At 59.8% G+C, this 12,579-nt stretch carries 13 protein-coding genes; 10 read left to right on the top strand and 3 right to left on the bottom strand.

Translation table 11 applies throughout. From position 1 onward, the window contains the following. A complete protein-coding gene (locus K5E37_RS02230) occupies nucleotides 1-792 on the top strand; it encodes a CPBP family intramembrane glutamic endopeptidase (RefSeq protein WP_221532997.1) in 792 nt (263 codons plus the stop codon). A 102-nt stretch (nucleotides 793-894) separates the two neighbouring features. Continuing rightward, on the top strand, nucleotides 895-2,460 hold the full coding sequence (locus K5E37_RS02225; RefSeq protein ID WP_221532996.1) for a PAS domain-containing methyl-accepting chemotaxis protein: 1,566 nt from the start codon (nucleotides 895-897) through the stop codon (nucleotides 2,458-2,460). Nucleotides 2,461-2,984: 524 nt separating this feature from the next. On the opposite strand, the gene K5E37_RS02220 is transcribed toward K5E37_RS02225, so the two are convergent. From K5E37_RS02220 to K5E37_RS02210, 3 genes are all read right to left on the bottom strand, one after another. Beyond that, nucleotides 2,985-3,344 (bottom strand): DUF6124 family protein, encoded by a 360-nt coding sequence (locus tag K5E37_RS02220; RefSeq protein ID WP_221532995.1) that lies wholly within the window; start codon nucleotides 3,342-3,344, stop codon nucleotides 2,985-2,987. Between the two features lie 87 nt (nucleotides 3,345-3,431). After that, the gene (locus K5E37_RS02215) at nucleotides 3,432-3,797 is read right to left on the bottom strand and encodes a DUF6124 family protein (protein WP_221532994.1); all 366 of its coding nucleotides are present in this window, start codon (nucleotides 3,795-3,797) and stop codon (nucleotides 3,432-3,434) included. Between the two features lie 990 nt (nucleotides 3,798-4,787). Beyond that, complete coding sequence (locus K5E37_RS02210; protein ID WP_221532993.1) at nucleotides 4,788-5,468, bottom strand: alpha/beta family hydrolase; 681 nt, start codon at nucleotides 5,466-5,468, stop codon at nucleotides 4,788-4,790. A 95-nt stretch (nucleotides 5,469-5,563) separates the two neighbouring features. On the opposite strand from K5E37_RS02210, the gene ccoN (K5E37_RS02205) reads away from it, so the two are divergent. The 8 genes from ccoN (K5E37_RS02205) to ccoP (K5E37_RS02170) all read left to right on the top strand — a co-directional run bounded on the left by ccoN (K5E37_RS02205) (nucleotide 5,564) and on the right by ccoP (K5E37_RS02170) (nucleotide 12,462). Further along, complete coding sequence (ccoN, locus tag K5E37_RS02205) at nucleotides 5,564-6,988, top strand: cytochrome-c oxidase, cbb3-type subunit I (RefSeq protein WP_085609009.1); 1,425 nt, start codon at nucleotides 5,564-5,566, stop codon at nucleotides 6,986-6,988. Nucleotides 6,989-6,998: 10 nt separating this feature from the next. After that, nucleotides 6,999-7,607, top strand: coding sequence for a cytochrome-c oxidase, cbb3-type subunit II (gene ccoO, locus K5E37_RS02200; protein WP_007960355.1), 609 nt, complete (start codon nucleotides 6,999-7,001; stop codon nucleotides 7,605-7,607). 3 nt (nucleotides 7,608-7,610) lie between these two features. Further along, nucleotides 7,611-7,808: a cbb3-type cytochrome c oxidase subunit 3 gene (locus K5E37_RS02195; protein WP_085613303.1), complete on the top strand. Its 198-nt coding sequence runs from the start codon at nucleotides 7,611-7,613 to the stop codon at nucleotides 7,806-7,808. Continuing rightward, nucleotides 7,805-8,758 (top strand): cytochrome-c oxidase, cbb3-type subunit III, encoded by a 954-nt coding sequence (gene ccoP, locus K5E37_RS02190; RefSeq protein ID WP_007960353.1) that lies wholly within the window; start codon nucleotides 7,805-7,807, stop codon nucleotides 8,756-8,758. Before K5E37_RS02195 ends, ccoP (K5E37_RS02190) begins: the two co-directional genes overlap by 4 nt. 481 nt (nucleotides 8,759-9,239) lie before the next feature. Then, nucleotides 9,240-10,682 carry a cytochrome-c oxidase, cbb3-type subunit I gene (gene ccoN / locus K5E37_RS02185; RefSeq protein WP_007960352.1) on the top strand — a complete coding sequence of 481 codons (1,443 nt, stop codon included), beginning with the start codon at nucleotides 9,240-9,242 and terminating at the stop codon, nucleotides 10,680-10,682. Then, nucleotides 10,682-11,290, top strand: coding sequence for a cytochrome-c oxidase, cbb3-type subunit II (ccoO, locus tag K5E37_RS02180; protein ID WP_007905434.1), 609 nt, complete (start codon nucleotides 10,682-10,684; stop codon nucleotides 11,288-11,290). Before ccoN (K5E37_RS02185) ends, ccoO (K5E37_RS02180) begins: the two co-directional genes overlap by 1 nt. Before the next feature lie 6 nt (nucleotides 11,291-11,296). Then, nucleotides 11,297-11,482, top strand: coding sequence for a CcoQ/FixQ family Cbb3-type cytochrome c oxidase assembly chaperone (locus tag K5E37_RS02175; RefSeq protein WP_003175465.1), 186 nt, complete (start codon nucleotides 11,297-11,299; stop codon nucleotides 11,480-11,482). Next, nucleotides 11,479-12,462, top strand: coding sequence for a cytochrome-c oxidase, cbb3-type subunit III (gene ccoP / locus K5E37_RS02170; RefSeq protein ID WP_102717707.1), 984 nt, complete (start codon nucleotides 11,479-11,481; stop codon nucleotides 12,460-12,462). Before K5E37_RS02175 ends, ccoP (K5E37_RS02170) begins: the two co-directional genes overlap by 4 nt. Nucleotides 12,463-12,579: the final 117 nt, after the last annotated feature.

The following is a 12,579-nucleotide window of genomic DNA, read 5'->3' as shown; positions in this document are numbered from 1 at the left end:
ATGACAGCTCTGCCATGGCTCTATCTCGGGCTTCTCAGCCTTGGTTACGGATTGGCGCTGAGTTTCGGCCAGCTCGGCTGGCTGGCGCTGATCTCCATTGCACTGCTGGTTTTCGCCGCTTACGCCGTGCGCCAGCAAACCGTGCCGGTCGGGCGTTATCTCGGCCATGGCCTGTTTATCGTGCTGGCTCTGGCGCTGGCCCTGCACTGGCTGCCGGGTTTCTACAACGGCCGGGCCATCGAGCCGCAGCGCTTCACAGACAACGCCGTGCCGTTCTCGATGTACCTGAACCTCGACAAACCGCTGATTGGCTTCTGGTTGCTGCTGGTCTGCCCGTGGATCGTCGCGCGTCGTTCGTTGCGCCTGACGGTGTACGCCACCGCACTGGCTTTGACGTTGAGCGTGATTCTGGCGCTTGGCGGCGCAGTGTTGCTGGGCATGATCACCTGGGCGCCGAAATGGCCGGATCAGGCGTGGCTGTGGGTGCTGAACAATCTGCTGCTGGTGACGCTGGTCGAAGAAGCGCTGTTTCGCGGCTATATACAGGGCGGCCTGAGCCGGTGTTTCCAACACCTGCCCTACGGCGAAAACCTCGCGCTGCTGCTGGCGTCCCTGCTGTTCGGTCTGGTGCATGTGGGCGCCGGTTGGCACTGGGTGTTGCTGGCGAGTCTGGCGGGTGTCGGCTATGGTCTGGCCTACCGTTTTGGCGGGCTCGGTGCGGCGATCGCCACGCATTTTGGCCTGAACCTGCTGCACTTCGGTCTGTTCACCTATCCGATGCTCGCGGGTTGAAGCAAGGGCCGTTTTGCGACGCCGTACTTATAAATGAAAAAAAATTTCAATAAATGGCTGACCCCGCCGACAACCTTTCAAAGCCTTGCGGATTGAAAAACCATGCGTAATAACCAGCCCATTACACAACGCGAACGGACTTTCCCGGCTCAGCAACGGTTGATTTCCACAACCGACGCCAAGGGCGTGATCACCTACTGCAACGACGCTTTCGTCGAAATCAGCGGGTTTTCGCGTGAGGAACTGATCCGTGCGCCGCACAACCTGGTTCGTCACCCCGACGTCCCGGCTGCGGTGTTTTCGCACATGTGGGGCACACTGAAACAAGGCTTGCCATGGATGGGCATTGTCAAGAATCGCTGCAAGACCGGTGATCATTACTGGGTGAATGCCTATGTAACGCCGGTGTTCGACGGCAATCAGGTGGTCGGTTACGAGTCGGTGCGGGTCAAACCCACCGCCGAACAGATCCGCCGTGCCGAAGCGCTCTACCAACGCATCAACCAGGGCAAGTCGGCGATCCCTCAAACAGACAAATGGCTGCCGGTGCTGCAAGACTGGCTGCCGTTCATTCTGGTCAGCCAGCTGAGCTTCATGATCGGCGCCACCCTGAACTCGCAGTGGGGCTTCGCCCTCGCCGCCGGTCTGTCGGTGCCGCTGGGCCTGCTGGGCCTGCAATGGCAACAACGCGGGCTCAAGCGCCTGCTGCGTCTGGCCGAGCAGACCACCTCCGACCCGTTGATCGCGCAGATGTACACCGACAGCCGTGGCGCCCAGGCACGTCTGGAGATGTCGATTCTCAGCCAGGAAGCGCGCCTGAAAACCTGCCTGACCCGTCTGCAGGACACCGCCGAGCACCTGACCGATCAGGCCAAACAGTCCGACGCCCTGGCGCACAACAGCTCCAGCGGTCTGGAACGTCAGCGCGTGGAAACCGAACAGGTCGCCACCGCCGTCAACCAGATGGCCGCCACCACGCAAGAAGTGGCCAGCCACGTCCAACGCACCGCCGACGCCACCCAGGAAGCCAACCGCCTGACCGGCCGCGGCCGCGACATCGCCGGCGAAACCCGCGAAGCCATCCAGCGCCTGTCGGTCGTCGTCGGCGAAACCGGCCTGACCGTGACCCAACTGGCCAAGGACAGCGACGAAATCGGCGGCGTGGTCGACGTCATCAAAGGCATCGCCGACCAGACCAACCTGCTGGCACTCAACGCTGCGATTGAAGCAGCGCGCGCCGGCGAGATGGGCCGTGGTTTTGCCGTGGTCGCCGACGAAGTCCGTCAACTGGCACAACGCACCAGCGAATCCACCGGCCAGATCCACGCCCTGATCGCCAAGCTGCAACAAACTGCGTCCAGCGCCGTACAAACCATGGAAGCCGGGCATCGTCAGGCGGAAGAAGGTGTAGCGCGGGTACTGGAAGCGGATCAGGCCCTGGTCGGCATCAGCGAAGCGGTGGCCAACATCACCGACATGACCACCCAGATCGCCGCCGCGACCGAAGAGCAAAGTGCCGTGGCTGAAGAAATCAGCCGCAACATCAGCAACATCTCGGAACTGGCGGACCAGACCTCGGAACAGGCGCATAACTCGGCGCTGCTGAGTGAAGAGCTGACCAAGACTGCCAACACGCAGTATTCGTTGGTGGAGCGGTTTAACCGCTGATTGTTCTGGCAATAAAAAAACCCCGGACAGCGAAAGCTTCCGGGTTTTTTATTGCCTGTTTGAAATGGACGTAGCCAGCACCGCCCTCTTCGTGGGCAAGCCCACTCCCACAGGGTTTCGCATTGGCCACGAAATCTCGCAACACCACCATCCTTGTGGGAGCGGGCTTGCCCGCGAAAAGGCCCGGCCTGCTGACGAAAATCTCATTCAAAAAACGCGGACAGTGCCTACAACTGAATCAGACCCAACTGACTGGCACGCAATGAAGCCCGGCTCTACTTTGTCGTCCGAACCTATTCACACGAGCTAACCAGCATGAATACATCCCCTACGCAGAATCCGATGGTCACGACCGACAAACCTGTAAGAAAGGAAGTCCGGGCTGAACTGACATTCCTTGATGTGCGGCGAGCGGCACGTGATGGGCAAAAAGCATTCGATAAATTTGTGATCACTGGCAGGCTGTGACCTTTTGATATCGATAAAAAAACCGGAAGCCAAACACTTCGGGTTTTTTGTGCCGTTTACTCCTTCGGCACGAGGTTATCCAGCGCCTGATTCACCGCCAACTCGCCCAACATCACCACTTGCGCAATACCCAACAGGGTCTTGCGGTTCGGCCCTTCCAGCAGGCCGGCAAAGTCACCGAGCATGACCGTGGCTGACGCGAGGGACTCGCAGGCGTTGGCCAGCAAGGACTCCGTGTCGGTTTGCGGGTTGACCATGAACATGTCGTTTGGGCTGTAGGGCGTGGCCATGATTTGGGCTGCGGGTGTCAGGTAATAGTCGAGGGCGCGTTCGGCCGCGTCGTGGAGTTTTCTTGAATCGGGAAATTCGTACGGGGACACCGGATCTTCTAACGGTGGAATGACGGTCTTGGACATCAGCTGGAACTCCGGAAAGAGTCGCTTGAGGATTTTTATAGACGGCTGCCAGGCAGTGAGGGAACAAGCCCCTCACCGGGGCGACAACTACCGCGAGACGTGATGGTTATCCAGCACACGATTGACCAGCAGCTCACTCAGCATGATGACCTGCTGCAGAATCTGCATCGCCTTGCGCTGCGACGGATCGACGGTGTTGCCGAGATCCCGGGCCATGTCACTGGCCGATGACAGCGTTTCGCATGCTTCGACCAGCAGCGTTTCGTCATCCATCGTTGGATTGACCAGATAGATCTTGCCGGGCTTGCGCGATGGCTTGGATGTCTTCTGCGCCCCAGGATCGAGGTAATGATTGATCGCCCGCTCGGTTGCCGATTTTATGTTTTCGGCTTCGAGTGCGGCGTCGTAGGGGATTGAATCGGTTTCTGGCGGGTTTGGCGTAATTTTGAACATACGGACTCTCTATCTTGAAAGAATTGAAGAGCCGTCACTTTCGCTACCAAACGAAGGGTGGCGGCCATACGTGGGTTGGTAGACCGGTCAAGACAGAGAAACCCCCGGCGCCCCCGAAGGAGCCCCACGCATGGCCACCATATAAAACTCAGCCCCAAAAATGAGACTGCATAAGGGACACCACACGGCTGTCAAGAAACGGGCTACCAAACCCGATCACTGTTTTTCAGTGACAGGGAAACGATATAGCCCGCCCCATAGCCGCGTAAGCCGGCGGATTCTGGCGTACGCGTAGGCAACGACGCAAGGTGTTGTAGCCCTTATGGCGTAACGGTTCGTGTACTTTAAACGTGCTTGCAGAATTACGTTTATGCGCCAAAAAGCCGGATGTTTGACTGTTCCTTTGCTGTGCTCTGGCAGACCGCTTTCGCGAGCAAGCCCGCTCCCACAGGGATTGCATGCAGTCTGTAAAAACTGGTCGGCTGTCAGGCCGCCATCGCCAGCAGGCTGGCTCCCACAGAAAACGAAAGCAGCTCGCATCCGCTTCTCACCACTCAACACGATGAGCGTTAGCTCGAGTACCGCTTTTGATCTTGATCCACGGGCGACGTCGGAAGGCTGAGTGGAGGGATTCGTCCGGGGGTGGGAGCGCAGCGACCGTTTGGCGAAGCCAAACACATCGAGAGGAGGTGCAGCGAAGCAAACCGTAGGCGATGCCCCCCGGATGAATCCCGGAACGAAGGAACCCCGAGCTTTAGCGAGCGGGCCGGACGTAGGAGCAAGCCTTTTTTTGTTTACTTTTTTGAGGCGTTTGTCAAAAAAGTGAGTCGCCGTAAGGGCGAAACCCTAGGTGGGCTTGACCGCAGCAACGGATATGCACACAGATCGAAAAGTGTGTCGCGTTCAAGATCTACCCCCTCACCCCAGCCCTATCCCCCAGGGGGGCGAGGGGGAAAGGGAGCCGATCTTCATGCGGTTCAAAAATCTCGATCAGTGCTTGAGAAACGCAGCCACTTTCTGCGCGGCGGCAGCCAAATGCTGCTCATGCGTAAACCCGGAAACCTTGAGCGGCTTCAAATCATGATCCCCCGCAGCCAGCCAAAACACCTCGATACTCGGCGATAGATCGTAAGCTTCGACAGCGTCCCGATTGCCAAGAGCATCGCGCTCGCCTTGCACAATCAACGTCCGAGTCTTTAGCCCAGCCAGATGCTCAACCCGTGGCTTCTCAGGCTTACCCACTGCATAAAACGGATAACCCAGACAAACCAGCGCATCCGCACCCAACTCGTCCGCCAAAAGACTGGCCATCCGCCCCCCCATCGACTTCCCGCCAACCGCCAAAACCCCAGCGACATGAAGTCGCACCAAGCCATAAACCTCACGCCAACATTCGAGCAACTTCGGCGCAGGATTCGGCGGTCGCTTAACCCCATCAACCCGCCGCTGCGCCATATAAGGAAACTCAAACCGCAACACATTCACCCCAAGCCCAGCAAGGCGCCCAGCCACATCCGTCATCCACTCACTGTCCATCGGCGCCCCCGCCCCATGCGCGAGAATGAGCGTCGCCGAAGCCTCACCACTGGCCGCATCCCAAAGCCACCCACGATCCCGCAGGCACTGCGCCCATTGATCCCCGTCAATACTGGCCTTGTGCTGTTTGTCCATGCTTGCCTCGCTTTTAGTCTGCCTATAACTCCAGGCGAAGGATTCGCGGCGTTTTCTGCGCGCGCTCACTTCGGCTGAACCGTGGATGGGGAACCATGAACACTTCTATCAGTACCGCCTACAACTACAAGGTGGTCCGCCAATTCGCCATTATGACGGTGGTGTGGGGCATCGTCGGCATGGGGCTCGGGGTTTTTCTCGCGGCTCAATTGGTCTGGCCCGAACTCAACTTCAACCTGCCGTGGACCAGCTTCGGACGCCTGCGCCCGCTGCACACCAACGCGGTGATCTTCGCGTTCGGCGGCTGTGCCTTGTTCGCCAGTTCGTTCTACTCGGTGCAGCGCACCTGCCAGACGCAATTGTTTGCGCCAAAAATCGCCGCCTTCTGCTTCTGGGGCTGGCAACTGGTGATCCTGCTGGCAGCCATCAGCCTGCCACTGGGTTACACCAGCTCCAAGGAATACGCCGAGCTGGAATGGCCGATCGACATCCTGATCACCATCGTCTGGGTCGCCTACGCGATCGTGTTCTTCGGCACGATCATGCAGCGCAAGACCAAGCACATTTATGTGGGCAACTGGTTCTTCGGCGGGTTCATCATCACCGTGGCGATTCTGCACATCGTCAACAACCTTGAATTGCCGGTGAGCTTCACCAAGTCCTACTCGGTGTACGCCGGTGCAACCGACGCGATGGTGCAATGGTGGTACGGCCACAACGCCGTAGGCTTTTTCCTCACCGCCGGTTTCCTCGGGATGATGTACTACTTCGTGCCGAAGCAGGCCGAACGCCCGGTGTATTCGTATCGCCTGTCGATCGTGCACTTCTGGGCGCTGATCACTCTGTACATCTGGGCCGGCCCGCACCACTTGCACTACACCGCCCTGCCGGATTGGGCGCAGTCGCTGGGCATGGTGATGTCGCTGGTTCTGCTGGCGCCGAGCTGGGGCGGCATGATCAACGGCATGATGACCCTATCGGGTGCCTGGCATAAGTTGCGCAGCGACCCGATCCTGCGCTTCCTCGTGGTGTCGCTGGCGTTCTACGGCATGTCGACCTTCGAAGGTCCGATGATGGCGATCAAGACTGTAAACGCCCTCTCCCACTACACCGACTGGACCATCGGCCACGTACACGCCGGCGCGCTCGGCTGGGTGGCGATGATTTCCATCGGCGCGCTGTATCACATGATCCCGAAAATCTTCGGCAAAGAGCAGATGCACAGCATCGGCCTGATCAACGCGCACTTCTGGCTCGCGACCATCGGCACCGTGCTCTACATCGCATCGATGTGGGTCAACGGCATTGCACAAGGCCTGATGTGGCGTGCGGTGAACGAGGACGGCACGCTGACCTACTCCTTCGTCGAAACCCTGGTGGCCAGCCACCCAGGCTTCGTCGTGCGGCTGATTGGCGGGGCGATCTTCCTCAGCGGCATGTTCCTGATGGCTTACAACACCTGGCGCACCGTGCGGGCCTCGCAGCCTGCTGACGTCGTTGCTGCCGCGCAGATGGCCTGAGGAGTCCGCCATGAAACACGAAACGATTGAAAAGAACGTCGGCCTGCTAATGCTGCTGATGGTGTTTGCCGTGAGCATCGGCGGCCTGACCCAGATCGTCCCGCTGTTCTTCCAGGACGTGACCAACAAACCGGTGGAAGGCATGAAGCCCTACACCGCACTGCAACTGGAAGGCCGCGACATCTACATCCGCGAAGGCTGCGTCGGTTGCCACTCGCAGATGATCCGCCCGTTCCGCGCTGAAACCGAACGCTACGGCCACTACTCGGTGGCGGGCGAGAGCGTGTGGGATCACCCGTTCCTGTGGGGCTCGAAACGTACCGGTCCGGACCTGGCCCGGGTCGGCGCGCGTTACTCGGATGACTGGCACCGTGCGCACTTGTACAACCCGCGCAACGTCGTACCGGAATCGAAAATGCCGGCCTACCCATGGCTGGTCACCCAACCGGTCGACAGCAGCCACACCGAGACCAAGCTCAAGGTCATGCGCACCCTCGGCGTGCCGTATACCGATGACGACATCAGCGGCGCGGTGGCCAGCCTCAAGGGCAAGACCGAAATGGACGCCCTCGTCTCCTACCTGCAAGTGCTCGGCACTGCGATCAAGAGCAAGAGGTGAGCCATGGTCATTGAAATGAGCGCGGGCCTCATACGAGGCCTCGGCACGGTCGTGGTGTTCGTGGCCTTCGTCGGCCTGACCCTCTGGGTGTTCAACCGCAAGCGCACGCCGGAATTCGCCGAAGCGCGCCTGCTGCCGTTTGCCGACGAGCCACAACCCGACACTACCCAAGTTAATGAAACAAGGAGTACCCGGCCATGACCACCTTCTGGAGTACGTGGATCTGCGTACTGACCATCGGCAGCCTGATCGGCCTGACCTGGCTGCTGGTCGGCACCCGTCGGGGCGAAACCAAGGGCAGCGTCGACCAGACCATGGGCCACAGCTTCGACGGCATCGAGGAGTACGACAACCCGCTGCCGCAGTGGTGGTTCATGCTGTTCGCCGGCACGCTGGTGTTTTCCGTGGGCTATCTGATCCTTTACCCGGGCCTGGGCAACTGGAAAGGCATCCTGCCCGGCTACGAAGACGGCTGGACCGGCGTCCACGAGTGGGAAAAGGAAATGAGCAAGGCTGACGCCAAGTTCGGGCCGATCTTCGCCAAATTCGCCGCGATGCCGGTGGAAGAAGTGGCGAAGGATCCGCAGGCGCTGAAAATGGGCGGCCGTCTGTTCGCCTCCAACTGCTCGGTGTGCCACGGCTCGGACGCCAAAGGCGCGTTCGGTTTCCCTAACCTCGCCGACAAGGACTGGCGTTGGGGCGGCAGCGCCGAAACGATCAAGACCACCATCATGGGTGGCCGGATGGCGGCGATGCCGGCGTGGGGCGAAGCGCTGGGTGAGGCCGGGGTGAAAAACGTCGCGGCTTACGTGCGTCACGAACTGGCCGGCCTGCCACTGGCGGCGGACAACAAGGCCGACCTGCAAGCCGGGCAGCAAGCGTTCAGCACGATGTGCGTCGCCTGTCACGGGGCAAACGGCCAGGGCACCGAAGCCATGGGCGCGCCGAACCTGACGCACCCGGCCGGTTTCATCTACGGCACCAGCCTGACCCAGCTCGAGCAGACCATTCGCCATGGCCGTCAAGGCCACATGCCCGCTCAGAACGAGCTGTTGGGCAACGATAAAGTGCAATTGCTGGCCGCTTATGTGTACAGCCTGAGCAATGGATTGAATACAGAAAAACTGATTACTGAGGACAATAAAAAGTAATCATTGCGCACAAGACTGCCGCACGTTTCCAGTGCGGCAGTTTCCAGTCCCTTTGCGACGCATTGTCGCACCCCTTCACCCCCTCTCCTTTCGGTTACCCGGATTCGGGTCTACGCTTGCTCGATGCGGACTGGCCCGTGCCGGTTCCAGGTCGACCCCGAGCGAGGCGTTGAACGAATCGGCTGACTGACATGGCCGCAAAGGCCGGTAGATACCGGCTGTCGTGCCAATTACCGTCCGTCACCCGAACCGAGCGTTCGAACACACCCCGTTACATCCGACCGGGACCCCTCGCTTTTTTCGTCCGCTGCGACATTTTGCCCGAGGGCAATTTTGTCCTTACGCGGCGCATGGAAAGGCCGCAGAATCAGCGTTGGAAAGCATTGACGCAGGTCATGGCGCGTTGCATTGACCCCCTGCTTTCTACATACTTGCGGCCGATTTTAATCCTAATAAAACACCCAAACCGTGGAACCTTAGAATGAGCACAGCAATCAGTCCGACTGCTTATAACTATAAGGTAGTCCGCCAGTTCGCCATCATGACGGTGGTCTGGGGGATCCTTGGCATGGGGCTCGGTGTCTTCATCGCCTCGCAACTGGTCTGGCCGGAGTTGAATTTCGGTCTGCCGTGGACGAGCTTTGGACGCCTGCGCCCGTTGCACACAAACCTGGTGATTTTCGCCTTCGGTGGTTGTGCACTGTTTGCCACTTCCTACTATGTCGTGCAGCGAACCTGCCAGACGCGACTGATTTCCGACAGCCTCGCGGCCTTCACCTTCTGGGGATGGCAGGCGGTGATCGTCGGCGCGATCATTACCTTGCCGCTGGGTTACACCACCACCAAGGAATACGCGGAACTGGAATGGCCCCTCGCCATTCTGCTGGCCATTGTCTGGGTCACCTACGGTTTGGTGTTCTTCGGCACCATCACCAAGCGCAAGACCAAGCACATCTATGTCGGTAACTGGTTCTACGGTGCGTTCATCGTGGTGACCGCGATGCTGCACATCGTCAACCACATGTCGCTGCCGGTCAGCCTGTTCAAGTCCTACTCGGCTTACTCGGGCGCCACCGACGCGATGATCCAGTGGTGGTACGGCCACAACGCCGTGGGCTTCTTCCTGACCACCGGTTTCCTGGGGATGATGTACTACTTCGTGCCGAAACAGGCCGAACGTCCGATTTACTCGTATCGTCTGTCGATCGTGCACTTCTGGGCACTGATCACCCTGTACATCTGGGCCGGCCCGCACCACCTGCACTACACCGCGCTGCCGGATTGGGCACAATCGCTGGGCATGGCGATGTCGATCATCCTGCTGGCACCGAGCTGGGGCGGCATGATCAACGGCATGATGACCCTGTCGGGCGCCTGGCATAAGCTGCGCACCGACCCGATCCTGCGCTTCCTCGTGGTATCGCTGGCGTTCTACGGCATGTCGACCTTCGAAGGTCCGATGATGGCGATCAAGACCGTCAACTCGCTCTCGCACTACACCGACTGGACCATCGGCCACGTACACGCCGGCGCGCTCGGCTGGGTAGCGATGATCTCGATCGGCGCGATCTACCACATGATCCCGAAACTGTTCGGCCGTGCACAGATGCACAGCACCGGCCTGATCAACGCGCACTTCTGGCTCGCAACCATCGGTACCGTTCTGTACATCGCTTCGATGTGGGTCAACGGCATCACCCAGGGCCTGATGTGGCGTGCAATCAACGATGACGGCACCCTCACCTACTCGTTCGTCGAAGCGCTGCAGGCCAGCCACCCTGGTTTCATCGTCCGCGCCCTGGGCGGTGCGTTCTTCGCCAGCGGCATGCTGCTGATGGCTTACAACGTATGGCGCACCGTTCGCGCCTCGAACCCGGCTGAAGCCGAAGCCGCCGCCAAGATTGCCGTAGTTGGAGCTCACTGATGAAGCATGAAGCCGTCGAGAAGAACATTGGCCTGCTGGCTTTCTTCATGGTCATCGCCGTCAGCGTCGGTGGTCTGACCCAAATCGTTCCGCTGTTTTTCCAGGACGTCACCAACAAGCCGGTCGAAGGCATGAAGCCGCGCACCGCCCTTGAACTGGAAGGCCGCGACGTTTACATCGCCAACGGATGTGTCGGCTGCCACTCGCAGATGATCCGTCCGTTCCGTGCCGAAACCGAACGCTACGGCCACTACTCGGTCGCCGGTGAAAGCGTCTGGGATCACCCGTTCCTGTGGGGTTCCAAGCGTACCGGTCCGGACCTGGCCCGCGTCGGCGGTCGTTACTCCGATGACTGGCAGCGTGCGCACTTGTACAACCCGCGCAACGTCGTCCCCGAGTCGAAAATGCCGGCCTACCCGTTCCTCGTAGAAAACAAGCTCGATGGCAAAGACACGGCCAAGAAAATGGAAGTGTTGCGCACGCTCGGCGTCCCTTACACCGACGAAGACATCGCCGGTGCAAAAGATGCCGTGAAGGGCAAAACCGAAATGGACGCGCTGGTGGCCTATCTGCAAGGCCTGGGCACCATCATCAAAAGCAAACGGTGATTCTTAATGGATATCGGGATGATTCGAGGCCTGGGCACCGTTGTCGTGATGGTTGCCTTCATCGGCCTGGCGTTGTGGGTGTTCAGCCCCAAGCGCAAGTCGGAGTTTGAAGACGCGACCTTGCTGCCCTTCGCGGATGATCCCGAAGCCATCAAGCACGTCGAGCAAGCTTCTAGGAGTAACAAAGAATGACTACATTCTGGAGTCTGTACGTCACAGTCCTCAGTCTCGGTACGATCTTTTCCCTGACCTGGCTGTTGTTGTCGACCCGCAAGGGCCAGCGCACCGAGCAGACCGACGAGACGGTCGGCCACTCCTTCGACGGGATCGAGGAGTACGACAACCCGCTGCCGAAATGGTGGTTCATGCTGTTCGTGGGCACCATCGTGTTCGCTCTGGGTTATCTGGTGCTGTACCCGGGCCTGGGCAACTGGAAAGGCCTGCTGCCGGGTTACAACTACCTCGATACCGAGAAGCAGACCGCGTTCGCCAACGGCCAGACCGGCTGGACCGGCGTTCACGAGTGGGAAAAGGAAATGGCCCGTTCGGACGCCAAGTTCGGTCCGATCTTCGCCAAGTTCGCCGCCATGCCGATCGAAGAAGTCGCCAAGGATCCGCAAGCCCTGAAGATGGGTGGCCGTCTGTTCGCCTCCAACTGCTCGGTCTGCCACGGTTCCGACGCCAAGGGCGCTTATGGTTTCCCTAACCTGACCGACGCCGACTGGCGCTGGGGCGGCGAGCCGGAAACCATCAAGACCACCATCATGGGCGGTCGTCACGCGGTGATGCCGGCCTGGGCAGAAGTGATCGGCGAGCAAGGCGTGGCCGATGTAGCCGCATTCGTGCTGACCAACCTGGATGGCCGCAAGCTGCCGGAAGGCACCAAGGCAGATCCGGCCAACGGCCAGAAACTGTTCGCCGCCAACTGCGTGGCGTGCCACGGCCCGGCGGGCAAAGGTACGCCAGCCATGGGCGCACCTGACCTGACCCACCCGGCCGCGTTCATCTACGGTTCGAGCTTCGCCCAACTGCAGCAGACCATCCGTTACGGCCGTCAGGGCCAGATGCCTGCCCAGGAACAACTGCAAGGCAACGACAAGGTTCACCTGCTGGCGGCGTACGTCTACAGCCTGTCCCACGGTGAAAAACCAGCGGAAGCCGAGGCCCAGTAAGGCCAACGCTTGAAGCAAAAAACGGCCCCGCCAATGAGAATTGGCGGGGCCGTTTTGTTTCTGCCCTTTGAATGGCCGACCAGCGGTCAGGCTCGTCAGGCCTTCCCGGTTGTGAGA

Source organism: Pseudomonas sp. RIT778 (assembly GCF_019718735.1).
Classification (GTDB): domain Bacteria; phylum Pseudomonadota; class Gammaproteobacteria; order Pseudomonadales; family Pseudomonadaceae; genus Aquipseudomonas; species Aquipseudomonas aphyarum.
Note: the sequence above shows the minus strand (reverse complement) of the source record. Positions and strands in the feature narration are given on the sequence as shown.